Source organism: Hydrogenoanaerobacterium saccharovorans, assembly GCF_016901815.1.
GTDB classification, from domain to species: domain Bacteria; phylum Bacillota; class Clostridia; order Oscillospirales; family Ruminococcaceae; genus Avimicrobium; species Avimicrobium caecorum.
In genome coordinates this window covers 20,066-45,048 of sequence record NZ_JACSNR010000003.1, presented here as the reverse complement: position 1 = coordinate 45,048, position 24,983 = coordinate 20,066, and the positions used below count along the sequence as shown (strand labels likewise).

Annotated in this window: 24 protein-coding genes and 1 pseudogene; 7 read left to right on the top strand and 18 right to left on the bottom strand. The window is 52.3% G+C overall.

The features are described from left to right. Nucleotides 1–259: 259 nt before the first annotated feature. Nucleotides 260–640, top strand: a pseudogene (locus H9X81_RS11995) (helix-turn-helix domain-containing protein); the annotation flags it as partial. 146 nt (nucleotides 641–786) lie between these two features. On the opposite strand, the gene H9X81_RS11765 reads toward H9X81_RS11995, so the two are convergent. The 3 genes from H9X81_RS11765 to H9X81_RS03840 all read right to left on the bottom strand — a co-directional run bounded on the left by H9X81_RS11765 (nucleotide 787) and on the right by H9X81_RS03840 (nucleotide 2,448). Beyond that, on the bottom strand, nucleotides 787–1,233 hold the full coding sequence (locus tag H9X81_RS11765) for an RNA polymerase sigma factor (protein WP_243424000.1): 447 nt from the start codon (nucleotides 1,231–1,233) through the stop codon (nucleotides 787–789). A 146-nt stretch (nucleotides 1,234–1,379) separates the two neighbouring features. Continuing rightward, nucleotides 1,380–1,559 (bottom strand): hypothetical protein, encoded by a 180-nt coding sequence (locus tag H9X81_RS03845; protein WP_204719974.1) that lies wholly within the window; start codon nucleotides 1,557–1,559, stop codon nucleotides 1,380–1,382. A 463-nt stretch (nucleotides 1,560–2,022) separates the two neighbouring features. Continuing rightward, complete coding sequence (locus tag H9X81_RS03840) at nucleotides 2,023–2,448, bottom strand: phage holin family protein (RefSeq protein ID WP_204719972.1); 426 nt, start codon at nucleotides 2,446–2,448, stop codon at nucleotides 2,023–2,025. A gap of 56 nt (nucleotides 2,449–2,504) precedes the next feature. On the opposite strand from H9X81_RS03840, the gene H9X81_RS03835 reads away from it, so the two are divergent. Continuing rightward, nucleotides 2,505–3,560 (top strand): hypothetical protein, encoded by a 1,056-nt coding sequence (locus H9X81_RS03835; protein ID WP_204719969.1) that lies wholly within the window; start codon nucleotides 2,505–2,507, stop codon nucleotides 3,558–3,560. A 44-nt stretch (nucleotides 3,561–3,604) separates the two neighbouring features. Here H9X81_RS03835 and H9X81_RS03830 read toward each other — a convergent pair whose 3' ends face one another. Both H9X81_RS03830 and H9X81_RS03825 read right to left on the bottom strand, forming a co-directional pair. Next, nucleotides 3,605–4,783: a M23 family metallopeptidase gene (locus tag H9X81_RS03830; protein ID WP_204719967.1), complete on the bottom strand. Its 1,179-nt coding sequence runs from the start codon at nucleotides 4,781–4,783 to the stop codon at nucleotides 3,605–3,607. A gap of 554 nt (nucleotides 4,784–5,337) precedes the next feature. Continuing rightward, entirely contained in the window at nucleotides 5,338–6,402 is a 1,065-nt protein-coding gene (locus H9X81_RS03825) for a hypothetical protein (RefSeq protein ID WP_204719965.1), read from the bottom strand. An 87-nt stretch (nucleotides 6,403–6,489) separates the two neighbouring features. Here H9X81_RS03825 and H9X81_RS03820 point away from each other — a divergent pair, with 87 nt between their 5' ends. Together H9X81_RS03820 and mobV are read left to right on the top strand one after the other, a co-directional pair. After that, nucleotides 6,490–7,212: a helix-turn-helix domain-containing protein gene (locus H9X81_RS03820; RefSeq protein ID WP_204719963.1), complete on the top strand. Its 723-nt coding sequence runs from the start codon at nucleotides 6,490–6,492 to the stop codon at nucleotides 7,210–7,212. Between the two features lie 110 nt (nucleotides 7,213–7,322). Continuing rightward, the gene (mobV, locus tag H9X81_RS03815) at nucleotides 7,323–8,285 is read left to right on the top strand and encodes a MobV family relaxase (RefSeq protein ID WP_204719961.1); all 963 of its coding nucleotides are present in this window, start codon (nucleotides 7,323–7,325) and stop codon (nucleotides 8,283–8,285) included. Nucleotides 8,286–8,535: 250 nt separating this feature from the next. Here the strand turns inward: mobV and H9X81_RS03810 are convergent, their stop codons facing one another. The 12 genes from H9X81_RS03810 to H9X81_RS03755 form a co-directional block, all read right to left on the bottom strand. After that, nucleotides 8,536–9,849, bottom strand: coding sequence for a hypothetical protein (locus H9X81_RS03810; protein WP_204719959.1), 1,314 nt, complete (start codon nucleotides 9,847–9,849; stop codon nucleotides 8,536–8,538). Between the two features lie 53 nt (nucleotides 9,850–9,902). Beyond that, nucleotides 9,903–10,793 carry a Fic family protein gene (locus tag H9X81_RS03805; protein WP_204719957.1) on the bottom strand — a complete coding sequence of 297 codons (891 nt, stop codon included), beginning with the start codon at nucleotides 10,791–10,793 and terminating at the stop codon, nucleotides 9,903–9,905. A 216-nt stretch (nucleotides 10,794–11,009) separates the two neighbouring features. After that, entirely contained in the window at nucleotides 11,010–11,318 is a 309-nt protein-coding gene (locus H9X81_RS03800; RefSeq protein ID WP_204719955.1) for a DUF6809 family protein, read from the bottom strand. A 103-nt stretch (nucleotides 11,319–11,421) separates the two neighbouring features. After that, complete coding sequence (locus tag H9X81_RS03795) at nucleotides 11,422–11,646, bottom strand: DUF2188 domain-containing protein (protein WP_204719953.1); 225 nt, start codon at nucleotides 11,644–11,646, stop codon at nucleotides 11,422–11,424. 18 nt (nucleotides 11,647–11,664) lie between these two features. Next, nucleotides 11,665–11,943 carry a DUF3892 domain-containing protein gene (locus tag H9X81_RS03790; protein WP_204719951.1) on the bottom strand — a complete coding sequence of 93 codons (279 nt, stop codon included), beginning with the start codon at nucleotides 11,941–11,943 and terminating at the stop codon, nucleotides 11,665–11,667. Nucleotides 11,944–12,292: 349 nt separating this feature from the next. Continuing rightward, complete coding sequence (locus H9X81_RS03785) at nucleotides 12,293–12,814, bottom strand: helix-turn-helix transcriptional regulator (RefSeq protein ID WP_204719949.1); 522 nt, start codon at nucleotides 12,812–12,814, stop codon at nucleotides 12,293–12,295. Between the two features lie 78 nt (nucleotides 12,815–12,892). Next, complete coding sequence (locus H9X81_RS03780; protein WP_204719946.1) at nucleotides 12,893–14,251, bottom strand: restriction endonuclease subunit S; 1,359 nt, start codon at nucleotides 14,249–14,251, stop codon at nucleotides 12,893–12,895. Further along, entirely contained in the window at nucleotides 14,251–15,669 is a 1,419-nt protein-coding gene (locus H9X81_RS03775) for an N-6 DNA methylase (RefSeq protein WP_204719944.1), read from the bottom strand. Before H9X81_RS03775 ends, H9X81_RS03780 begins: the two co-directional genes overlap by 1 nt. Before the next feature lie 16 nt (nucleotides 15,670–15,685). Then, complete coding sequence (locus H9X81_RS03770) at nucleotides 15,686–16,771, bottom strand: hypothetical protein (protein ID WP_204719942.1); 1,086 nt, start codon at nucleotides 16,769–16,771, stop codon at nucleotides 15,686–15,688. Next, nucleotides 16,768–19,974: a type I restriction-modification system endonuclease gene (gene hsdR / locus H9X81_RS03765; RefSeq protein ID WP_345941522.1), complete on the bottom strand. Its 3,207-nt coding sequence runs from the start codon at nucleotides 19,972–19,974 to the stop codon at nucleotides 16,768–16,770. Before hsdR ends, H9X81_RS03770 begins: the two co-directional genes overlap by 4 nt. 358 nt (nucleotides 19,975–20,332) lie before the next feature. After that, nucleotides 20,333–21,142, bottom strand: a complete 810-nt coding sequence (locus H9X81_RS03760) for a hypothetical protein (RefSeq protein ID WP_204719938.1) — start codon at nucleotides 21,140–21,142, stop codon at nucleotides 20,333–20,335. A gap of 1 nt (nucleotide 21,143) precedes the next feature. Further along, nucleotides 21,144–21,773 carry an RNA polymerase sigma factor gene (locus H9X81_RS03755; protein WP_204719936.1) on the bottom strand — a complete coding sequence of 210 codons (630 nt, stop codon included), beginning with the start codon at nucleotides 21,771–21,773 and terminating at the stop codon, nucleotides 21,144–21,146. A gap of 137 nt (nucleotides 21,774–21,910) precedes the next feature. Here H9X81_RS03755 and H9X81_RS03750 point away from each other — a divergent pair, with 137 nt between their 5' ends. From H9X81_RS03750 to H9X81_RS03740, 3 genes are all read left to right on the top strand, one after another. Then, entirely contained in the window at nucleotides 21,911–22,102 is a 192-nt protein-coding gene (locus H9X81_RS03750) for a helix-turn-helix domain-containing protein (protein ID WP_204719934.1), read from the top strand. 131 nt (nucleotides 22,103–22,233) lie between these two features. Then, complete coding sequence (locus tag H9X81_RS03745) at nucleotides 22,234–22,782, top strand: helix-turn-helix domain-containing protein (protein ID WP_204719932.1); 549 nt, start codon at nucleotides 22,234–22,236, stop codon at nucleotides 22,780–22,782. 109 nt (nucleotides 22,783–22,891) lie between these two features. After that, nucleotides 22,892–24,181, top strand: coding sequence for a tyrosine-type recombinase/integrase (locus H9X81_RS03740; protein ID WP_204719930.1), 1,290 nt, complete (start codon nucleotides 22,892–22,894; stop codon nucleotides 24,179–24,181). Between the two features lie 212 nt (nucleotides 24,182–24,393). Here H9X81_RS03740 and H9X81_RS03735 read toward each other — a convergent pair whose 3' ends face one another. After that, nucleotides 24,394–24,966 carry a hypothetical protein gene (locus H9X81_RS03735; protein WP_204719928.1) on the bottom strand — a complete coding sequence of 191 codons (573 nt, stop codon included), beginning with the start codon at nucleotides 24,964–24,966 and terminating at the stop codon, nucleotides 24,394–24,396. Between the last annotated feature and the right edge of the window lie 17 nt (nucleotides 24,967–24,983).

Sequence of the window (24,983 nt, the reverse complement as noted above, 5' to 3'; positions counted from 1 at the left end):
CCCGAATGCAGATGCATTCGGGATTTTTTGCTAACCCGGTCAGTTTGGAGCGGCTGGGACGCGGTCCGCTCATTTTGGCAAAGAAAAAGAGCCTGAACGCGACATGCGTCCAGACTCAGTCTGGTGGCGGAGACGGTGGGATTCGAACCCACGTGCCTATCTCTAGACAAAACGATTTCGAGTTGTTGACGGGGGAGATTCCACCGGTCCGTCTCGGGTCACAGGAGTGCCGCCCGGGAAGCCGAAAAATCCTTTGCTGATGCGGGTTTGCGGGCCCAAAAGGGCATCAGAACAGGGCTTTCCGGGGGTGGGGATTATCGCACCGGAACAGCCGATTTCATTGGTAAACTCATTAGTAAAGACGCAGTCAGCCGCCGATGGGCGGCTTTTTTCATTTGCGAGAAAGGAGAATGGTATGAAGAAGACACTTCAGTTCCGGCGGGAGCGGCCGTTTGTCATGGTGGATTATGCGGTGGTGATGAGCGGTCAGCTTTCGGTGTACGAGCTGGCGGTTTATCTGGTTCTCTGCGCCTATGCGGACAGCCGGGAGGGGACCTGTTTCCCCTCCTATCAGACCATCGCTGGGAAAGCCGGGTGTTCCCGGCGCAAGGCCATTGACGCTGTGGCCCGGCTGGAGAGCCTGGGCCTGATTCGCAAGGAGGTGCGGAAAAATCCCTGTGGCGACAACTCCTCCAATCTCTATACGGTTGTGGCGGCGCCGCCCATTGCTGCACCACCGTCCCATGCAGAGGGTACACCGGATGATGCACTCCACTTCTTGGTTGTCTATGCCGGGATCGACAGGGCCTCCTGCAAGTCAGAATGCAGGGATTTGAGGATACGCTGCTCCCGTTTGCGGATTGCCCCTTCGCTGACCCCTTCCTGCCGGGCAATCCCGGTCCGGGGCAGCCCGTCCCAGTAGAGCTGCCGGATCAGCGTCCGGTCGGGTCCCGGAAGGCGGTGCAGGGCCGCAGAGAGAAGAAGGTCTCTTTCCCGGCGCTCCAGGGTGTCCAAAGGGTTCTCTCCCGATGCCGGCAGGATCTCCAGCACGTCAGCTCCTTCTTCCCCCATGGCGCTGAAATACAGGGTCCCATGGGCCTGATCCCGTTCCGCCTGGTAGCGCTCCCGGCGCTCTCCGCCATAGTATGCTCCATAGATCTCCCGGTTTACAGGGACAAGTGTTTCCCCGATCCGGATCAGATACTGTTCACGGTCTGATTTTTGTTTCGGCATAGGCTCTCCTTTCTGCCCAAAGAAGCCTGCATGAGAAAACAAAAGCCGCATGACAGTCCGGCATGGGGTTTGGTCGGACGATCATGCGGCTCAGGAAGTCTTCGCAGGCAGCGGCTCCTTTCAGCACAGCTTGATTGGATATTCACTTACAGGATCCGGGCCAGGTTCTGGTCCAGGTCAAAGAGGATCTCCCGTTTGCAGGCTTTGCACTTGGTCTGGATATGGCCCCTGGCATCTGCACTGGCAATCAGAATGAGATGCCGGCAATGGGGGCAGCGCAGTTCCCGATTGAGGGGGCTGGCTGGGCGAGGAATGTTCTGGTTCAAACAATCGCCTCCAATCAAAAATAGATTATAATCTAATATTCTCCGAAGAGAATCCAGAGTTTCCAAGAGGTGGAACAGATAGCAAAATACTGGTAATTTCAAGGGAATTTCTCTCTGGACTGTGATACTATTATACCGAATCTTTGTTCTTGATTCAATTCGATTATTATCTAAAGTTTTGAGGAAAACTGCCGCGATTTTCTCCTGCATCAGAGTGTAGAAAAAAGACCGTTTTTTTCGGCAGGATTTTAAGGCAGAAGCCTTTATCATTGGAAGATGGATTCCTGCATAGTCCCTGATATGTGAGTAAGTCCGGTTGCTGCACATGCGTCTGGGCAACAGAACGATGATGGGGTATAAAAACTCTGGCGGCCCCCGCAAATCGCGAGAGCCGCCAGAGAACTGCTCCCCGCAGGGGCAGGATTTACAGCGGATTCCGGCACTGGTATAATGGGGGCAGGAGTCAGCGCTGGTCGAGCTTGTCCCTGGTGTTTCCGAGGGCTGCGGCGAGAAAACCGGGCAGCCGGACGCCGCAGGCCGAGAGGTTTTCGGTGATGGAGATGCACTCGTTGACGGCGATGCAGAAGGCGAGCAGCCGACCGATCAGGGCGGGGAACTCTGCCCCCAGGCCGGCGGCGGCAGCATACTCCACCAGCAGATCCAGGCAGATACCGAAGACCAGGGCGGCGAGCAGAGCGGCCTTGCGCCAGAAACCCTTGTAGCCAGTGTCGCTGCTCAGCCTGCCCTGGATCTTCGCTTTGGCAAGGCCGGTGAGCAGGTCCAGCAGGATCAGGGCGCAGCAGATGGAGCAGATCGTGCCGTAGTTTTCGGACAGGGCTGTAAGAGCGCCGCAGAGGGCAGCGGGAAAGGCACCTTGTTTTTCAGGCATAAGGGATCACCTCGTTTCAGAAAAGATTTTATGAGTACAGAACAGGAGGGAACGGTATGGGAAAACGGCTGTTGGCAGGATTCCTGGTCATGTGCCTGCTGCTGGGCGGGTGCAGCGCGGACAGGGAAAGCTCGACTTCATTGGAGGGTGGTCCTCCCAGACAGGAGGAAGTTTCCCGGGAGAAGCCGGAATTCGTAAAAGTAAAATATGCCTATTTTGAGGACCCGGAAGACCCGCAGCGATATTATGAGGGATTTTACGCACTGGACAGCGCCGGAGAACTGTTCCTCTATGACAGAGATCAGGATATCCTGCAATCCATAGCTACAGGGATTCAGGACTTTACCAGCGGTAAAAGCCCTTATTACTATGCCGTGGGCCTTACCGAAACCGGAGACTACTGGACCAATGAACCTGAAAGCGATCTGCCTCCGTTTGACCGGGAGATAGATCGGGTCTTCCCAGGAGTAGTCCTGTATACAGACGGCAGCCTGGCTGTTTGTTCTGGGGAATGGGGGCTTTATGAGCCGGAGGAGTGGAACCCGCAGAACATATCCATACAGGAAATACGGTTTATCATTGGATGGGGTGCAGCGCTGGACCAGGAAGGCACACTCTGGTATTTGTCTTGGAATTTTGGAGAGGAGCCGGTCCTTTCCTGGGTCAAGGTCGCTGAAGAAGTTCAGCAGTTTGATTTTTCACTGGGAGACAAACTGTGGTATACCAACGATGTCAGCTATCAGAAGGCAAATGGAACCCTTGCCTTTACTCCCTATGTCTCGGATAGTCCGTTTGAGTCGGCTGAGGTATTGGATATGCCTACTGGAACACTCTGGTTCCAGTATCAGAGCAGGAATCTGCTGACCCAGAATCCGGACCGAACTTATCGGTATATGCCGCCAGAAAACTGTGAGGTCTGGAACGAGGATCTTCAGGAGTATCAGTATGATCCCTCTTTGAAAGGACTCGCCTTTGAGATCCCGGTAAAAGGAGTCCAGGCAGACCTGGCATGGAGTTCAGTGGTGATCCTGGATGAGGAGGGAAAGGTCCACTTCATTGATATGGATAATCGCATGGGGATCGTGGATGAGGCAATCATTTCCCATCCCTGATGGAAAAAAGCCGGACCGATCGGTCCGGCTTTTTTCAAAATAGATCAAAGATACTCATAGGGGCTGATAGATTCAATGGGGTCATTGATTGTAGGAAGTGCAGCCTCAGACTTTGCCTTCCCTTCCTGAACCTCAATGTGCAGATGGTCGCCATTGGTCAGCCCTGTGTGGGACTGAATTCCCAGCTTATCGCCTACCTTGATCGAATCACCCGCAGAAACACAGATACTCTTCATGTGCAGATACAGATAGGTTCTGTGACCATCATAGATAGCAACTGTACCATAGCCAGTACCAATAAAAACTACGGTGCCTGCATGGGCAGAATGAATGGTCAGCTTATCTTCTCCATTTGCCGCCGTCCCAGGAATACCATACATATCGATTCCTGTATGGTACTTTCCGCGATAGCCGTCTACATTGTACTTTGCGCCATAAAGGTTATACAGAAAATGCTGATCGTCGTGGGGATCATAGCCAAACACCTTATGATAGAAGGAGCGGACCGCTTCTTCCTTGGTGAGGCCATCATTTTTGCTCCAGCTGCCATTTACCATACCAGAGTCAGGATGGAAATACTCTGTCTTTTCCTCTCCATATTCAATGCAGTCCGGCATACCGGTTACTGTAATGTCTTCACCCGGCTCCGGGTCCGGATCAGTGCCGCCGCCGACTTCAACAACCTCCCAGCACTGCTTCTTCCAGGTCATCGAACCTTCGCTGGCAGGGGAAGCCCAGTAGACATTGCCCCGGCCAGTGCTGCCGCCCCGGAGCGCCGCCGATGTGGAGATATTATTGGAGAGCTCTGTATCGTCCTCTGTCACAGTAGTCGCAGTCAGGTACAGATTCTTTTCGGGCAGACAGATGCGCACTTGATTCCCCTGAACCCCCTGAACCGGCTTTGCAATAATGCCGCTGTCCACAGCACTGGTGCCGGTCTTCTTGCACATGTGTGCATTGTTCTTATAAGATGTCGAGATACTGCCGTCACTGCAGTCCAGGACATAAACAGAGTTCAGAACTGCTTCCAGCTGGAATACATCGGATGCGCCGCTTACAGCAACAGCCTTCCACTGCTGCATCTGATCTGTGGGGCTTGCAGAGTACAGGCAGACATTCTGGCCGCCCTTGATGTCAGTGTCTTTGGTGCCGTAGATGTTGAGGCCATAGCCGTCGTGGTAAACATTGATGAACCGATAGGTTTTGCCATTTACAATATCCATAAATCATTTCTCCTTTGTTTTTGGATTTGGAAAGCCGCCGGCATTCCAGGCACTCCGCGGCGGGCCCGGGAACCGGGGGCTTTCTGTTTTTGCGGGAGGCTTTTGTCCTCCTCACCTTCTATCCGAAAAACAGAGGGGATTCGTACCCGGTTTTTGAAAAAATTTAAAATCTGAAGGCCCGGAGCAGGCAGGATCTTCTGAACGGCCCGCTCTTTGCGTGCAGGTATAGCTGCTTCAAACAGAAAATCAGATGTATTTGGCAGAAACCACTCTATCAAATTCTAAAGTGGAAAAAAACAATGGGAATTTGCATAGAAGGATCGGAGCTGTTCCGGTTTGGCTTTGATAAAATTGCGGAAATGTGTAGGACGGAACAGGGCCCGGTGACCCTGACCCGAAACGGAGAGTCGTCTGGAAGGGAAATGGCCGGCACAAAATATTTTGGTAAGTAACACCAAAGGCAGTCATCGCCGTTCTTCTGAAACCTGAAAAAACAGGGGAAGCACATAGATGCTTCCCCTGTTTTTAATTCATTTCCATTTGATCTGCTCCGGCTAAAGGCGGTTTTGCTGTCGGATGCTTTCCTGTAGTTTCTCCCCGCGGAAGGAGAGGATCTCAATGACAGATCGATTGTCCTCTTCAGAAAAGCCTGGTACATGGATATCTTTTAAAAGGTCCTGCATAACCTGGCCATGGATGGGCGGAAGTTTCATTGGTCCCATTACAGGTGTCCGGCTGGCTATCAGGCTGTCCCAATCCAGAAGGAGAGGATCAGGTTTGCCGGCCATGATCTGTCTGTAGTCCATCAGCGACATGGAAAGAGAGAGATTGTGATCAAAGACAGGCGCCATCGAAACAACCTGCCCGGAAGCTCGGTCCCGGAGAATACCGAAGTTATAGAGGTGGCGGTCAAGGTTGTAGGTCAGGGCATCGAGCAAGACCATTTTTTCATACTCCTGCGCCGCTGTCGGAGAGAATTTTCGGAGGATCTGCAGGTTTTTTCCGGCAACATTTCTTTTGCAGCCAAGATCCGCTGCCGGCTCAAAGTTCAGCCTTCCCTTTGAAAAATCCGGTGTCTTTACCACTGTCATCGAAGCGGGTGCCCGGCAATTGAAGACAGCTCCAATTTCCTCCCGGCTTACAGATTCATAGGCAGCCATATTCAGGCCAAGATACTGCCCGATCGCCTGTACGGCAAGTTCTGAAAATGTGTGTTCGGGATATCCTCTCTTATAAAGCCACCATTGACCGTTTTCCAGACGCCAGCATTTTTCAAAAGTGCTTGTATTGGTGAGTTCGGGAGAATGATGATCCGGGGGGACAACAATGCCAGCGGATGAGCCGAGCAGAGCTGTCTTTGCAAGATGATCCTGGTGAAATCGAGCCTGCTCATAGGTCCTGTCGCTGCCTTTTTCCCGAATCCAGAAATGATCCGTAATGGCTGCTGCATTCACAGACAGTACAATTTGTATGGAATCTGCCTCTTCCAGATCGAGTTCCCGCAAAAGAAAGCGGCAGTTGGTTCGGTTTGTATCAATGCAGCGCTGCCGAATCCAGGCGTACAGGGAAGGATCTTCTGCATGGAGAAAATGAAAGGGGAGCAGAGTGGACTCTATCACTTTGGATATTTCTCCGTTCTCGATCTGAGCGTAAAGGGACAATCATCCGCCGGGTGACATTTTTTATTTATGGGAAAGGAGAATGATATGAAGAAGATACTTCAGTTCCGGCGGGAGCGGCCGTTTGTCATGGTGGATTATGCGGTGGTGATGAGTGGTCAGCTTTCGGTGTACGAACTGGCGGTTTATCTGGTTCTCTGCGCCTATGCGGACAGCCGGGAGGGAACCTGTTTTCCCTCCTATCAGACCATCGCCGGGAAAGCCGGCTGTTCCCGGCGCAAGGCCATTGACGCTGTGGCCCGGCTGGATAGCCTGGGACTGATTCGCAAGGAGGTGCGGAAAAATCCCTGCGGTGACAACACCTCCAACCTCTATACGGTTGTGGCGGCGCCGTCCATTGCTGCACCACCGTCCCGTGCAGAGGATACACCGGCTGATGCACTCTGTTCCCCAGCCAATGCGCCGGATTCACCCGAACCAGATTCAGAAACCCAGATTCACATGTCACAGAATCATCTTTCTACCCATTCCTTCGAGGAGTGGAAGGAGCAGATTGAATATTCCTATTTTGAAGAAGAAATGCCCGACAGCCTTCCCCTGGTGGAGATGCTGCTGGGCATTTTTTCACGCCTGGAACAGAAACCGGACTGTCAGGCATTGATTCGAACCATTGATTCCTGTGCTGTATTGGAGCTGCTGGAGGAATTGCGGGAGGTGGACTGGAAAGAGATACGGGTTCCATCGGCCTACCTGGAGAAGAAGGTGCGGGAGTGTCTGCTTAGACGGGAGGCGCTCCTAGCGTCTCTCTGAGCGGGCACACGGGCGGCAGAAGGGTGCGGGGGTAATTTCCCCGACCGGGAGATTCCCCGTCACACAGGGGCAAACAGCCGGGAGTACGGAGCTGAAAGGAGGAGATGACGATGCCATACGCAATCATGCGGTTTGAAAAGAGGAAGGGTGGGCCGGCATCGGCTCTGGAGCGCCATCATGAGCGGAAAAAGGAGCAGTATGCCAGCAATCCGGACATCGACCGGGAGCGGTCCCACCTCAACTACCATCTGGTGGAGCCGGTCCGGAGCTATTACAGGGAAATCCAGTCCCGGATTGAGGCAGCACAGCGGCAGAATCCCCGGTGCAAGGTGCGCAAGGACAGTGTGAAGTTCATTGACACCATTGTCACCGCCAGCCCGGAGTATCTGGCTGCCCTGCCGCCGGAACGGGTGAAGCGGTATTTTGAACGTGCACTGGATTTTTTCAAAGATGAGGTCGGGAAGGAGAATATCTTTTCCGCGGTGGTACACATGGACGAGCGCAATCCTCATATGCACCTCTGCTTCGTGCCACTGACCAGGGACCATCGGCTGTCTGCCAAGGAGGTCATCGGCAACCGGGAAAAGCTGGTGGAGTGGCAGGACAGATTCCACGACCACATGGCAGCAGAGTTCCCGGAGCTGGAGCGGGGTGAGGCTGCAGCTGTGACCAAGCGAAAACACGTCCCCACCTGGCTGTATAAGCAGGCGCACCGACTCACCGGGGAGATGGCGGAAATCCGGGCTGAGCTGGAGAAAATCGGGCCATTCAACGCAGGACGCCAGAGGGAAAAGATTCTGGAGTTGCTGGGGCAATGGTATCCCCGGGTCAATGCGTTTGAGGCAAAGCTGAAGCCCTATGACCAGCAGATCCGCCAGATGGAGACAGAGAAGGAAGCTCTGGCCCGTGAGACCGAGATAGCGGTTTATGCCCTGGACCGGAAGCGTCGGGAAGAAGAGGAGCTGATCTATGAGCTGCGGGAGGTGCAGGACTTTCTGGACTCAATTCCACCCGAAGTGCTGGAAGAACTGAAGGCGAACTATCAGGCACAGCAGCAGGAGATGGAGCTGTAAAATTTTTAGGGGCGGCTCTTATCAGGATATACAGAAGCACCCTGCCCCGGAGATTTTTCCGAAGCAGGGCGCTTGTCCTGATAATGATTCAGTTCGCTTGTCATCCCTCCGATGAGAAGGCGTCGTTATGGTACCTTAACGTGGATGATTTATTGTTTTCGCCTTTTCCATAAACACTGACTGTAACCGGAATTATCCCACAAAAAGCTGTTTTTTGAAGATGTTTTCCGATATGGAGAGAGGTTGTGGCTCAGCTGCGAAGGGAGGGGGAAATGTCTCCCTCTTCCAGCTGCCAGACGACATCCAGATCCCAACCCAAATCCCGGAATATCTGGGGATCTTTCATCTCTTCAGGTGAGAGCGCTATGGCATTAAATTTGGTATTGGAGCCTGGATAGGCATAGCCAGGGCCCCAGTCTCCTGTTTTTTGGGCATTGTAAACACAGCCGGAATCCTGGCCGCTGTGATAGCCTATAAAACCTCCTATTGGTCCGGACATAGCGGTAATGACCAAATTTGTATCACTGTAGCAGTTGATAAAAGTGCCATTATAGCTGGCTCCGGTCAGACCGCCAATATTGCTTACCAGCAGTTTTCCCTCTTTTTGGAATGCAGGCACTGCGGTAACAGTTCCCCGGCAAAAACAGTTCAGAATCTCGGAGTTATTATTGGCGCTGCCGATCAGCCCACCCACATTGTTGTCCCCGGAAACATCGGCAAGGGCAAAACTATTTCTTATCTGCAAGTCCTCTCCGGTCGAACCGATAAGACCCCCAAACCCGCCATGGGAACGATAAATTCCAGTGGGGAGCTCTACGGTGCCTGTGAAAGAGCAGCCAATCACAAAAGCGGGAGTTTCTGTGTGGAGACCATAGGGGCCGCGGCCTGCCAGGCCACCCGTATCACCAAAGCCCTGGACGGTGCCTTCAATATGAAGGTCCCGCACGAGTGATCCAGCGCCCAGTACCGCAAAGAAACCGCTCTGGGTATAGGGATCTTCCTGGCACTGGACGTTTTCGTAGGGTACATTCAGGCCGGTAATCCGATGTCCGTTGCCATCAAAGGTACCGAAAAAGCCAAGATAAGAACGCATATCTTCATAAAATTCCGGGTTTTCCTCTTTTTCCTGGGTAATTTTCTGAATAAGATAGTCATAACCTTCCAGCTGGGTTTTGGCATCTCGCAGATCAAGGACATTTTTTAGAGGCCCGATAGGAGACCAGGGTTCTCCTTCCAGGTCAATATCCGCATCAAGCTGCCAGGTAAGGTCCTGACAATAGTAGGAGGCGCCGGTCCCCACCCATTCTGCAAATGCAAAAAGCTCTTCTTTTGTCCCCAAAAGGCGAACCAGCGGCTGATCTCCCTCCCGACCAGGAAGTTCAGGCATTTCAATTTCAGCTGTATCTTGGGCATCAGTCTCAGAAGGCTGGGAGGAGGAAAGAGACGAAGGTTCTGTTCCTCCAGAGGAATCAGGCACAGATGAGGGAGTGGACTCCCTGCTGCATCCGGATATTAACCCAGTCATAACTCCCAATGCGAAAATCAGAGCAATTTTTGCTTTCATAATAATTCTCCTTTCTGTTGCCTTTTGCTCAACATATCAAAAAAAGGATTTGATTAATAAGCAATTCGAAAATAGTCCAAGTAAGCTTTGTATCTGTCCTGTGCGGTCAGGCAGGTATCAATCAGATATCCTTTTTCATGATTCCACTCTTTCAGTCCCCGGTAGTAGAACAGCTTCAGATTATCTTCAATGATAAAAGGAACGATATTATATTTTAGGCACTCTTTAAACAGGAGCAGTCTGCCCACACGACCGTTTCCATCCTGGAACGGATGGATTCGCTCAAATTTCACATGGAAGTCCAGAAGATCTTCAAATGTTTTTACTCCTATCCCGCTGTATTCGATCAGCAATGCTTTCATCTTATCGGCAACTTCTTCCGGAAGGGCTGTTTCTATGCCGCCAACTTCATTGGGCATCTTTTTATAATCGCCAACAGCGAACCAATCTTTTCTGGAGTCACTGGTTCCATTCTTTAGAGTCAGGTGCAGTTCTTTGATGAACTTCTCGGTCAAAGGCGCCTTCGCACTCTCGATAATCATATCAACGCAGCGAAAATGGTTGGCTGTTTCAATGACATCATCCACATTGAGAACTTCATTTTCAGCGCCAATGGTATTGGTTTCAAAAATATATCGGGTCTGATCATGAGTCAGGCGACTTCCTTCCATGTGATTGGAGTTGTAGGTTAGTTCAATCTGTGTTTTGTGGTAAATACCACCAGGGTATTTACTTGCCTTTTGCTCCTTCAGGATATCCAGCAGGGTGGAAGGGGATTTTTGGCTTTTATTGGTTCGCTTGGGCTTCTCTGCGTTTTCAGGAATATTCCAGGTCTTTCCGGTGAGAAACGCTCCATTTACTCGCTCCTGGGCGCAATAGTTTCGGACACTGCGCTCTGAGATGCCCCACTTTTTTGCAGTTTCAGAAACTGAAAGGTATCGCATTTTCCATCCTCCGTCATGTATCAAAATAATCCTGATTTACTGTATAGTATAGCATGGTATCGGCAAAAATAACAGGCGTTTTAACTCTGACTTGCAGAAATTATTGCCGATACAGGAAGTTTTATTTTAATAGTTCTCATCTTTTGCATGTTTTATAATCACAAACAGTATCCATATACTGTGAGATTGGTTCTTTTGCCTAGGCACTGGACTGGGTTAGTTCCCATCTGAACATACAGAAGCACCCTGCCCCGGAGATTTTTCCGAAGCAGGGCGCTTGTCCTGATAATGATTCAGTTCGCTTGTCATCTCCCATGCCAGGAGAAAGCCGCAGATGAAGCTGTCCAGCGAAAGCTCATTTGCGATCCGATCACCAGCATCGATGATCCGCAGCACCATCTTCCGTTCCGGCTTGTCCAGCCGCTCAATGAGCATCTTGTGGTACTGCTCCATTTCCTGGCGATCCTCTGTCATGGGAAGAGGGGTGTAGAATCGGTCGTATAGCAATTGCAGTATGTTATTCATGTGCCTTGCCTCCTTATAGCAAGACACAATACCACAGGTTAAGGAAAATAGCCAGACAAAAAGAGGCGGTTTATGCCTGGTACCCATAAACCGCCTCTTTCACTCAACCTTTCGGGGGATATGGATCATTTCCAAAAGAATTTCTCTCCCGAATTTGACCATTCGGTCTGTGAATAAACAATTCAGCTTCCTGATTGCGCGCGATCTCTCTGGCTACTGCAATAGCTTCTGCCTGAGTCTCAGTGCGATATGTAGCTTTGGAGTTTCCCGCGCCTTTAACCTGCCAACCTCCATCCGGATGCGGCGTTACATGCTGATTCTTTCCCATCTGTGATTCCCCCTTTTTTTATTCACGCGGCAGGTCGAGAAGATTGTCGTGCGTGTAGTAGTTAGGGCTGGAACGCACATACTTCTCGCCTGCACCGCTGATAGCAGGAGTCACATGGGGGTAGGGCCAAATCTTCACCTTAATAGTGCCAGGGTTCTTTTTCAAAAAGTCATACAGGTCAGCCTTTTTGAAAAATCCTGGTTTGCTGCAGCCTTCGATGTAAACGGAGTCAATCTCCAAAAGGCTACCAGAATTGTGACAGCCCGGTTCCATTTTAATTTTTGTTGCATAATACATAATATCACGTTACCTTTCTCCGCATAGATGCGGTCATCATTGGTTGTTCGGAACATCTATTCAAAACAGCCAAAAGAAAAACTCGGCTACAGGGAACAAGTCAACTTCGTGAAATATTCCATATTGAACCGAGCCCAGAAACGTGATATAGTAAATGTGTCTAAGGGAAACACAGTCTATATCATGCTTCTGAGCATCGAATTCTGTGTAGACGCAAGATGCAGCGCAACGGGTACCAGCCGGAGCGCTGTTTTCTTTTGCCTGGGATCTGAAACTATTATAGCATGGCATGGGAAATCTGTCAACTATATATTGTGTTTATTTTTGTTCATGGCACTATATATAGTGTTTATTCGTTGCTTTCGACTTTCTCGATCAGATCAAACAGTGATGGCTCCCCGGAACTTTCTTCTTGTTCACGGAGATCGATAATTGCATCTAACCTAGCTCCCATTTTCCTGTTGATAAGGGCCGCTGTTCTCAGCTTGTCCAGTTCTCCACTGTCAGCAGTTGCCAAAAGCATCTTCATGGAAAACATATACTGTTCCATGGCCTGTTTAAATGTAATAGACTCAAAGATCTTGTGGAAGTCTTGCTCTTTGACTCGTTTTCCTTCAGATTTCTCCGCGAGCTCTCGGGCCCTTGCGCTTGTATCTAGTACAAGCTGTTTAGCCTCATCATCCAACGCCTTCTCATAAAAATGCTCTGGTCCTATACCGTAGTAGATTGAGAGCTTTTCCTGATTACTACTGGAAGCAACAGATGTTCCACTTTCCCAGTTGGCTACAGTGACCCTATTTACATTGATCGCTTGGGCTACCTGTTCCTGTGTTGCACCATATATCTCTCGGATTTGCTTTAAGTTGTTCATAGGGGGTCACCTCATGTTTTGCATTATACAACAAAAAGTCATATTTGTCAAGTGGCTACAAAATTTTGTAGTTATACGTCAATCCCAGGAGCACAGCAGCTTGACCGCGTTCTCCTCGGTGGGGCCGTTGGTGCCAAGCTCGCCGCGGAAGGCTCGGGCGAGGATGGCTTTTTTGATGAGGTCGATCTGCTCCAGCACCCCTTCGGCGGCTTCCTTGGCCTGCTGCTCTTTGGCAAGGAGATCATCAAGGATGCGGACGATTTCGGTTTGTTCGTTTTTCCTTGCAATAGGAATTTCAAAATCACGCAATGCGGCAGTATTTATGCTTTCGACAGTTGTTCCGCTCTTCATGCATTTTTCTAATATTTGCTTTTCGTTTGCTTTGCATGCCCAGAAAAGGTATTCAAGGTTGATATCAACAGTTGGGACAAGTGCCTTTAGATCCTGATTGACTGTAAAAGGCTTTTTCACCATGCAGACAGGAAAAATCCTGCGCAGTATCCCGCTACGCATTACAAACAAAACTGCTGGTTCTTCAATATAGGTTGCAGAAGAATTTTCTACACCAAGCATGTTTGTGTGCATAAGTGTATCTTCAATTAAATCACTTTTCATATCTTTAGATGTGACCCATAGTAAGGTACCGTTTTCCCAATATTCAGGATGGCTCATACTGGGTGTACCACCACCATTCCATGAGCCACATTTTTTTAGAGGTATCCAACTCCAACTCTCCATTCCAACGCCATGCTCTTTTCTCCACTGGGCGGTGAGCTCGCCGGTGAAGGCTTTGTGGAGGATGGCGGCTTTGCGGGTTTCAAAGCTGTCCAGGGCTTCCTGGGCCTTTTGCTTGGCTTCGTCCAGCTTGGCAAATAGGCTCTCAATGCGGTCAACAATACGCTGTTGCTCAGAGAGCGGTGGAAGAGGAAATGGTGTATTTAGTATATTAGGTAAAGTTATTCCCTTAACTGTGGAGCCACTGGCTTTTCTTTCAAACTCGTGCTGAAATGTGCAAAAGTAGTAATATAAGAACAGTGAAGATAACTCGCTTTTTACAATTTTGAGGTCTTGATTTATTGCGGTAACAATTTTTGAAACTATCGCTTTTGCTGGTTCAATACGAGTAACCAATAAAAGGTCCCCAGCTTCGCATAAATTTGAAGAGCTACATTCAAGACCCAACTGTGAAATTTTATCAATAGTTGAATAGAGATAGCGCCCTTTAATATCTTTTACACTCGCCCAAGGTATATTTCCGTTCCAATAGAGAGGATTTGTTTTGTCCGGTGTACCGCCTCCAACAAAAATACATAAATCCCCTACCTTTGTCCAGCACCAATTCTTTGGCACCTTATAGGGCTGCTCGCTCTCTGGAACCAGGGCTGCCTGTAGGCGTTCTTCTGGGGTCGGAGATTCCTTTTTCTTTCCTCTCGCCATCAGTCCTGCACCTCCAGCGCACGCAGCTCCGTTATTACGCTCCGCAGCAGGTCTACCGCCTCTTCCAGATTGGCAGCGGCCTCCTCTGCACTCTCTGCCGGATCGGGCAGGTCGTTGTAGTCCAGCACCGAGTCGTCCCGGATCAGACCCAGATCCAGGCTGTTTCCCTTTTCGGCAATCTGCTCCCGGGTGAAAACGCTCCACCGCTCGTCCTGCACAGCGTGGCGATCCTCTGCTTCATAAGCGCTTTCAAACTCTGTAAAATGCTCGGGCTTCAGCGGCGTGGTCTTGCCAAAGCTGGGCATATTGGTGCGCAGGTCATAGAACCAGACCCCTTTGGTGTTGTCCTTGTCGGTCTTGCCCCGGGTGAAGAAGAGAACATTGGTCTTGACGCCCTGAGCATAGAAAATGCCAGTGGGCAGGCGGAGAATGGTATGCAGATTGCATTTATCCATCAGGTCGCAGCGAATTTTTTCTCCATCACCATCGGCAAAGAGCACATTGTCCGGCAGCACTACAGCGGCACGGGCTTTGCCATTGGTTTTCAGGCTGCGGTAGATATGCTGGAGGAAGTTCAGCTGTTTGTTGCTGGTGGGGAAGGTGAAGTCGTCTCGGGTGGCACGCTCACCGCCCTTTTTGGTGCCGAAGGGCGGATTGGTGAGCACCAGATCCAGATCGTGCATCTGTTTGCCCAAATTGGAGAGGGTGTCTCCCAGCAGGATCTGTCCCTCAATGCCATGCAGCATGGCGTTCATCAGTGCCAGGCGATGGGTGTCATGGACCAGCTCGCAGCCGGTAAAGGCTTCCTTCCGCTCGAATTCGGCCAGCTCCGCATCCAGGTCATAGAAATCATCGGTGTGATCCTTTACATACTGATGCGCCGCGATCATAAACCCAAAGGTACCACAGGCAGGGTCATTGCACCGCTCACCGGGCTGGGGCTTCATGAGGCGGGTCATCATGTCAATGAGAACACGGGGAGTAAAGTACTGGCCCGCACCGGATTTTTTCTCGTTGGCGTTCTTTTCCAGGAGGCCTTCATACAGGTTGCCCAGGCCCTCTTCCCGGGCCGAGTACCAGTCCAGGTCATTGATGGCAGAGATAATCTTCTCCAGGTTCTTGGGTTCATCAATATTGGTGGCGGCTCCCTGGTAGATTTCCCGCACCCGTCCGGTACAGTTCTCGCCCAAATGGGACAGCAGCTCCTTGTAGAACTTTTTCAGCTCAATGCCGCTTTTGGAAGCCAGCTGATCCCAGCGGTAGGCTTCCGGAATCTGGCGTTCGGCCCCGGTTTCTTTGGCCATTTTCAGAAAGAGAATATAGGTCAGCTCGGTGACATACTGATGATAGGTAATGCCATCGTCCCGCAGTACATTGCAGAGATTCCAGAGCTTGGATACGATCTCTTGGGTGGTCATGTTGATATTCCTCCGTTTAGTTTTTGCAATAGATGGTTCCGTCTGGGGTGAGGTAGTATTCCGCCGGCTTTGTTGCCGCGTGCAGAGAATTGGAAATCAGTTCCCGCAAAGCCTTGGTATTGCTGCTGCCTGCCGATTCAATCAGGTCAAGACTCCTCTGCTCCAGTGCGGCGGAGTCTTTTTCCTTTCCCAAGGGGAGAGAAGGTTTCTTATTGGAGCCGAGGATCTTGCCCCGAAGCAGATTGAAGCTGCCCAGCATTCGGGTTTCGCACTTTTCGATATACCCCTCCATCTCCTGCTGCAGATACTGCAGATAAGCGGCATCGAAGTTCTGGGCATAGTAAACTTCCATCAGACTGCTCATCGTATAGAGCTCCAGAGAAAGTCGCAGGCTGTCCCGGATCTGCTCGGTCTTATCCAGCACCTTTTTCAGATCCTTCTCTGAAGATTCCACAGTAGAGCCAAGGTCGTGGATGTAGAACTCAATATCGTTCATGGCGACCTTTTTGGCGCTCTGCAGGCTGGCAATCGTGGCGGTTCGCTGGGAGTCATGCGCCATGATGGAAGCATAGTTTTCATAGGCGTATTTTGTAAAGCTGATCTCAGACATCAGCTCCGCCTTTTTATCGCCGTACAGGAAATCCAGGATTTCACCGATTCCCTGGTGGATTACCTCCAGGCGGCTGTTGATCTGTGTAAGGAAATATTGCCCCGATGCCACCGACATGGCGGTAAAGGCGCCCAGGAAAAGGGCCTGTCCAGTGACAGGGAAGAAGGAGGCAGATCCAACAAAGCCCTGACTTCCCTGGATCATGGAACCATACCCGCCCTGCCTAAGCGCGGTAAGTGTATGGGGAAGGCCTTCCGGGAATCGGGCAATATAGGCCTGAGCCAGTGTCCCGGCTGCCATCATGGAGGGAAGATGCTGATAGGCGGCACTCAGATGCATCTTCTGGGCTTCAGAAAGGCTGAGCTTTGTAAACCGGGATTTGTCTTCAAAATCATACGCAGGATCACAGGGAGTCAGCTCAAACTGACCCATCTGCTCCAGCAGAGAAAGAGCCTGGCGATCTGATTCGTTTGCAGCATTGAGATTGTTCATGCGATTCTGCCTCCATCGTCATACAGATACTCGTTGAGTTCCAGAACAATGCTCTCCAGCTTGTTCTGGAAAATACGATCAATCTTCTTAAAACCGCCTGCGTCCCGGAACCGGAAGTCCTCATCAAACACCTGTACATTGAGGACCGATTCCTCCAGCAGATATTTCTCGATGCGGCTGATCCAGCGCAGTTCAATGGCGCTGAACTTATGGGCTTTCTTCAGCTTATCCACAGCCTGACGAATCCGGGCTTCATGGCTGATGAGGGTGGAGCCAATGGCATACCGCCGGATCAGGCTGATGATGTCGGCGGTGATCTCCTCATTGGTCAGCTCGGAAATAGCGGTATTCAGCTGCTGGGTGGTAAAGCCCTCCCGATCCAGCGTCAGGCGCAGATCCCGCAGGCTCTCCCGGGTAAGCTCTTTGGGCCGGGTGCAGACAATGTTCAGTGCCGCAACCTCATTGAGATGGGTTTTGACATAGTCGGCAAACGCATCCAGATAGTCTTCCGGGCGGCTGCCGCTGCCATAGCCCCGGGTGTGGCTGACCAGCTCGTCCGGAGCGTTGGAAATCACCACCGGACGCCCATGGTTGGCATGGGTCTCGCCCAGCAGCCGGAACAGCTCCCGGTGTTCCAGGATATGATCCTTGGCCTGCTGGGGAGTTTCCTGCCTGAGCTGCTCGATAAATTCAGTGGGGTCCTTGCCGCCGGTCAGGTTGATAAAGTGTTCCATAGTCCGGTCGTCCAGGCTGCGCTTGCGCCGCTGCAGCTTGGCGATGATCAGATCAATCTGATAGCCGATCTGTTTTTCGTCGTCGATGACTTCCAGACCGTCCAGCAGCTGATCAAAAGTAGCAGAGGGGTTGGTTACCACTGGCTTCATGGTATTGACGGCTTCCAGCGATTCATAGACACCAACCGGGTCGTAGATCTCAAAATGGGTTTTATGGATTTTGGGACAGAGCCGGGTCGCACGGCCCAGCATCTGTTCAAACAGGATACGGGATTTTACCCGGCGCAGGAAGACCAGATTGGTGATCTCAGGGACATCAATGCCTGTGGTCAGCAAATCAACGGTGACCGCAATGCTGGGATACCGCTCATTCTTAAAGCGCTTGATGGCCTCCTGAACCTTCTTGGGGTTTCCGCCGCCTACGCTGCCGGTGATCTTCATAATGGCATCGTTGTCCACCCCGTATTCAGAGTAGATATTCTTGAGGATATCCACAATCATATCGGCGTGCTGGTCATCCACTGCGTAGATGAGAGTTTTGCCCTGCTCTTCCGGATTTTCGGGGTCGATGTACTGAGCGATTTCTGCCAGTACCGCTTCGTTGAAGGGACGGGTAATCACTCGTTTATTAAACTGCTCCACATCGAAATCCAGTTCATCGTCCAGCAGTTCGCTGTTGGTAATCTCTCCGGTCAGAGGATCGTAAATAGTAATGGTATCGCCGGAACGGTAGTGGATTCCCTCGTCCCGCAGACGGGTATGCAGATTGTGAGGCGCGTCGTGATCCACCAGATAGCCTTCAATCACCGCCTCCCGGTAGGTGTACTTGAATACCGGCTGACCGAAAATTTCGGTGGTCTGCAGAGCGGGTGTGGCGGTCAGGGCAATCTTCACGGCATCGAAGTATTCGATCACACTGCGGTACTTGCTCTGATAGTCCCGCTGGTCCCGATAGAGCAGTTCAGTATCGCCCATCTCTTTATCCAGAAGGTATCCCCGGTGGGCCTCATCCACGATGATGAGGTCGTAGTCGTTAACGGCAGGCATGGTTTCCCCGTCATTGTAGAGAATGCGGCGTACCATGCCCTGCACGGTTGCGACATGAATGCGGGTTTCCCGTTCGATCTCTTTATCTTCCAGTCCCTTGATGTTGTAGATATCCGCCAGAGGCATCAGGTCTTCCAGCTTGACTTCCCGGAATACATCCAGCGCCTGTTCTCCCAGCGCAGTACGGTCCACCAGAAACAGGACCCGCTTGAACCGTCCGGTTTTGAGGAAGCGATAGATCATGCCCAGGACTGTCCGGGTTTTACCGGTGCCGGTTGCCATAGCCAGCAGAGCGGTATTCTTTCCTTCGATAATGGCTTGTTCCGCTGCCTGGATTGCCCGCAGCTGGTAGTTCCGGAGGTTCAGTCCGTCCTTGTCCCGGAGCAGGTCAAACGGCATCTGCTCCAGTGCCTGATTCCCCGCAGCGGGATCTTTGACCAGCAGTTCCCGAAGATTGTCTGGGCTCATCCAGCCCCGCAGCGGCTTCGGCACATTGGAAGGCTGCCGAAGATCCAAAAACCAGATGCCGGATTTTGTCTTGTACTGCTCCAGATAGGACCGGCCGTTGGTGGCGAATGTAAACGGAACCTTGTAATCGCCCCAGGTACCGATCTGATAGGGGGCGTCTTCGTCCCGAATGTTGCGGGGATAGTCCTTTCCCTGGTAGTCGATGACGGAAGGAATATCCTTGTGCTCGGCCTTCGCCTCAATGATTCCCACCATCTGCAGTCCGATGAACAGCGCATAATCCACCCGGCCGCGATTCCCGACAGTGGAGTTTGTAGGCCACTCGGCGATGGCGATATTTCGTCCGTTGACAGGACGGGTTCCCTGAGAATAGCGCAGGTTCTGGGTATCAGCTTCCCAGCCCACCTGTCGGAGCTGCTGATCAATCAAAAAGCGTGTTTCCGCTTCGGAGCGCAGACGCTGGCTTGCCATCTGACTGGCACGCTGGCGGCGGCTCTCCTTGGAAATAGTCTGTGCCTGGGAAGCGGCAGTTTCTGCCTGTTCGGTCAGCAGGAGTTCCCGCTGCTCTTCTGCGGCGGGGTCGATGGGGGCGTTGGATTCCGAAAATTCGGGCATGACAAAGTCCTGGTGCTGATAGCTCCAGTCCCCATAGGTCTGCATGAACCATTCGCAGAGGCTGTAGGCCATCTGCAGAAACGCCTTTGCGTCCGACTCAGAAGCGTAATTTTCATGAACCGCCTTGTTCCGAACCTTCCGAAGCCCGTGAAGAATATCGGTCAGATCCTGGGTCAGGAGGCCTTCACGATAGAGAGTATCAATCCTTCTGACTGCGTTGTTTTCCTCTGGAAGAGGAATGCGGTCGTAGGTAAACATGAGATTGACAATGGTTTCTCCGAGCATTCCCAGCTTCATCAGGCAGGAGTTGGGGTCGCTTAAACAGTATTTTTCCGCCATCTGGCCAAAGTTGGCCAGGACAGGAAAATCCTTTTCCAGAAAGGTGAAATTGCTGCGCATACTCTTTCCTCGCTTTCCAGGGCAGATCATATCAAAAACAGTCTATAGATACTTTTACTCTACCACAATCCGGCATTTCCCGCAATTATTTTGCGGAGACTTCAGCTGTAACTCCTTCACGGGGTGCCGGGGTGTCCCCGGCCGCACGACCTTGCCAGGGGCAAGGTCTAGTGCGTTATACCGCCAGACCCGGCTCTGTGATGTCACCAAAGTTTTCCAGGGTGGGGACACGGGGCGGCGGTATGTGAAAAGAGGCGAGGGCAACACTGTCTTTGACCGGTAGCGGGCGGACTTTGGCTCAGCCGTTCTCCCGCTGGCGGGAACGCCAGGCCCGGACATTGTACTGGTTGCGGCACCGGACGGAGCAGAACTCGCTGCGGGCGTGGGGGTTATAGTAGATTTTGCCGCAGTTCTTGCAGACCCGCAGCACCGGTTCTTCAGCGCAGAGGCTCTGGGCCAGCGCCAGATCCAGCACCGATTCCAGAGATGGAAAAATCCACTGGAGCCTTGGCTGGACACCGCCGGTCACCTGATAGCGCAGGGTGTGGGGCCGGGTCAGAGGGGACGAGCCAGCACTGTCCCGGCGACTGTACACCCGCTCCAGCCCAGCGAAGTAGTCCCTGATCCAGCTCAGCCGTTCCCCGTATCCCCGGGAAAACACCAGGTTGTAGCTCTCCTCCCGACCAGCGGCAGTTCCCAGGGTATCCTCCGGGCAGGGCAGGGTACCCTCCGGGAAGAACCGATTCAGATACTCCCCGATGGGGATTGTCCCCGGTGTGAAGCCGAAGTCGTTTTCCGGCAGGAGGATCTCCCGGCTCCGGAGAAAGTCCGGGTCAGAGGGGAGGTCAGCGGCAATCCCCAGCAAGCCATACCGCTCCGCAAAGCGCAGCACGGCTTCATCAATGTTGGCCAGGTCCTGCCGCCGCTGCCGCCCCAGTTCCATGGCCTCGGCCAGCATCTCCCAGGCGGTCTCCAGCGGGTTATAGAGCTGGGGGACAGCGTCTGCTGCCGGTATCACCCGCACCCCATCCGGGAACTGCCGGAACTCGTACCGGCTGTACCGCACCCAGGACGTACAGGCTCCTGCATACTGATCATTCAGGTTCATCTTATGTTTCCTCCTTTTTATATCGGGGATCAGGGATTTCCTCCAGTGCCTTCCGGAGTTTGGTCAGTGCTGTCTGTCGCCGCGCCCGGATATTCCGGGGCGAGGAGCCCAGCAGCGCCGCAATCTCTCCGGTGGTGTACCGCTCTACAAACTCCAGGAACAGCACCTGACGCTGCAGACCAGTCAGCGTTCCGATTGCATGGGTAAGGCGGCTGTCGCTCATCAGCTGTGCCAGATCTTCCGGGCTTTGGCTGAAAATTTCAGTGAGCAGCCGGCTGACGCCATCGCTTTTCACCCGGGTTTTGGCTTTGATCTGGTTCCAGCTGTCCTGCCGGCGGAGCCGTTCCTCCCGGCTCATGGATTTCAGCTGCTCCTTTTCCTCGGGGGAATACTCGAACCGGTACCGGATGCCCGGCTCCAGTGCCGCCCGCTCTGCGGAATCCTCCTCCGGGTGGTCAGCCCCGGCACAGAGAGGGCGAGTATCCCGGTGCTTTTTCCAGCGCCGTTCGCTCAGCTCCTGCTGGTGGTCAAACTCCTGCATCTCCTCCCGGACTGCTTCCGGAAGCTGTTCCATTGCGAGCTGTGCCCGGCGCTCCATTTCCTCAATTACTGTCTGGATATTTTTACGCAATCTTTTTCCTCCTTATGGTGGTGGCGTACCGTTTTTGGATTTTTCACGGTCTAGTATGTATGGGAGTAATTGAAGAAATGGTATTTATCAATTACATCGTAACACCAGAACAAAGATTCGTCAAGAGGGGGAGAAAGATGAAACGGCAAAAATATCCGGATATTCTGACGGCAGCGCAGGCTGCCGCTTTCTTGCGTGTGGGACGGAGCACCATCTATCAGCTCATTGCCGCCGGAGAACTGGAGAGCATTCCGGTACACGGGCACCACCGGATTCCGGCGAAGTCGGTGCGAAAGTTTATGAGAAAGACTTCCGCAAAGGCCTTGTAAAGAAGCGGAACCTATGGTACCATCACACACCAAACCCCTGCGGGGAGCAGTTCTCTGGCGAACCCCGATTGCTTTTGGGTATGAAGGAGAGCTGTTTCCCCGGGCGCAGGGGCAGAGGAAGGTGTTTGGTTTTGGCAGGAGAGCGCACGGTGTCCAGTCCCGGCTCAGCGGAGATGATGACGATGGAGGAATTTTACAGGCTGCTGCACATCAGCAAGCGGCGGGCGGCCTGGATTTTACAGGCGGGGTTGGTACCCTGTGAGGATCGTGGAAGCCGCACCTGGCGGTACCGGATTCCCCGACAGGAGGCGCTGGCCTTTCAGAAAAAGTTTCAGGCTCACCCCGAGCGGTATTCCCCGCCGCCGGGGAGCTTTTCCTCCACCGCCGGAAAACAGAAGGAACCTGTGCCCTGTGTGCGCCGGGAGGAACTGACTGCGGCGCTCACCGTCCGGTGGAGCGCCCTTCCGGAGCTGCTGGACAGCGCCGGGATTTCCGCTTGTACGGGATATGCCCGTTCCACTGTCAGCAGCTGGGTGCGGACCGGAAGGCTCCCTGCCTGCCGGCTCCGGGGAAGGATTGCGGTGGCAAAGTGTGACCTGTTTGCCTTTCTGGTGGGAGCAGGTCTGGTGATCCCCGGTGGTTTTACAAAAGCGCAGAAGCACGATTTTCCGCCGGTTTGAGGTTTTGCAAATTCGCTGGACCCGGCTGCGTGTGAATGATTTGGACAAGTGCGCTTCCCTGGAGCGCGAATTGCTCCCCGCAGGGGGAATTTACAGAGGAGGAATGAAGATGCGGACACAGACCAAAATCCCGTCCGGAAGCCTTCAGGTGCAGAAGGGACGGTTTCACATGGTGATTCATGTGGAGCGAGAGGGGAAGATGACCCCGGTATGGCGCACCACCGGCCTGCCGGCGGAGGAGCGATTCAGGGCGCAGGCAGAGACCATGCTCCAGGAGACCCGGCTCCGGCTCGCCTATGACCCGGCCTTCCGGGAGGAGTTTCTGGCCCGGAAGCGGCAGAAGCCCCAGACATCAGCACTCGGAGGAAAGAAAAAATCCAGCGCGCCGGTTGTAAAGCCTCTCCGTCCGGAACAGCAGACGGTGGCAGACTATCTGCGGGGGTGGTATCAGTCTGCCCGTCCCAATCTGGCCCGGGCGACCCGCACCAGCTATGAGCAGATGCTGAACTGCAGGATACTGCCCCACTTTGAGGCGCTGGGCATCACCATGGCGGAGCTTCGACCGCCCCATATCCAGCAGCTCATCGACCGGATTTTCGCTGAGGGCTGCAACGGAACCACCGCACAGCGGTATTATGCGGTACTCAAGCGGGCATTGCAGGTGGCGGTCCGGCAGGAGATTCTGCCCGGCAACCCGGCGGACCGGGTGGACCGTCCCCGGAAGAACCAGTTCCACGGGAGTGTCTACACCGCCCAGCAGGTGAAGACCTTGCTGGACGAATCGGTCCAGGACGAGATTTTCCTGCCGGTATTCCTCAGCGCCTATTACGGACTGCGGCGCAGTGAGGTGCTGGGCCTGCGATGGAGCGCCGTGGATTTCGAGCAGAAGACCATCGAAATCAACCACAAGCTGGTAACCTGCCGGGAGGACGGAAAAACCATCACGGTGGGGGAGGACGAACTGAAAAACAAGTCCAGCCACCGGGTGCTTCCGCTGATTCCCCAGGTGGAGCAGGTGCTCCTGCAGGCCCGGGAACAGCAGGAACTGTACCGGAAGAAGTTCGGGCGCAGCTGGTGCGGCAAATGGGAAGGATACATCTGTTTGCTGCCGGACGGGGAGATTATCACACCCAACTTTCTCACGGCGCACTTTGGCAGGCTGCTCAAAAAGCACAATCTGCCGCCCATCCGGTTTCATGACCTCCGGCACACCTGCGCCAGCCTTCTGGTACAGGCGGGAGTGAGCATGAAGCAGGTGCAGCTCTGGATGGGGCACAGCGATTTCAGCACCACTGCGGATATCTATGCACACCTGGCGCCCGGGGCGCTGGTGGAATCAGCTGGCGTGCTGGGCTCCCTGCTGGGGGAGGAACCAGCGGAAACGACATCAGAAAACTGAAAAAGCCGAAGGCAATGCCTTCGGCTTTTTTGCTTGGAAAGGAGAGAGTGGATGAGACAGAACCATACTCCCGGGTGGGAAAAACATATAATAATGGTAAGTACAAGTTGGTTTTAAACCTTACATCCCATCAAAGATGAAGAACAAACTTGGTCTAATTAAATATCAGTGCATTGATGACCAGTTTGTACTAATAGAGAATCGAATTTTTGTTAGTCAACATGTATTTTTCCACCACAAAAAGGACACGAATTAGTTTCCCATGCTGCCACCATTTTACCTATTATGATTTTTTCTCCACAGGATGCACATGGAAATATCTCACCGGCTTGAATTTGCAGTCGATTTATAACTTGTGTAGGATCATAGATATATCTTCTCACTTTGTCATGAATTGTTGAATAATCTTTCACAAATAATAGCTTCTTTTGCTTAGAGTGCAAATCATATGTAGAAGAATAATTCAGTGCGTAGATAGAAAGCTTATTTTCTACTGATATATCTTTTGCGGGGACATGACTTTTTCGCAAGTGCAGTAAACGATGATATATTAAATTAGAAAACTCTGTACTGGATAGGCAATCAATATTGTCACGATTTTCTTCCATTGCAAAGTGACTAGAGTGCTTTAAAACGCAAAAAGTTTCCAAGTCATGCCATACTTTTAGCGTTTCTGGTGAGTTGTTTATATTGCTCATTTTTTTCTCGCCGTCGTTTTTTATCGCAGCATTTACCATATTTTCACTAATATACTGATATGGGCGACCAGGTCGAAGTTGCCCCATTCGATACGAGCGAAATT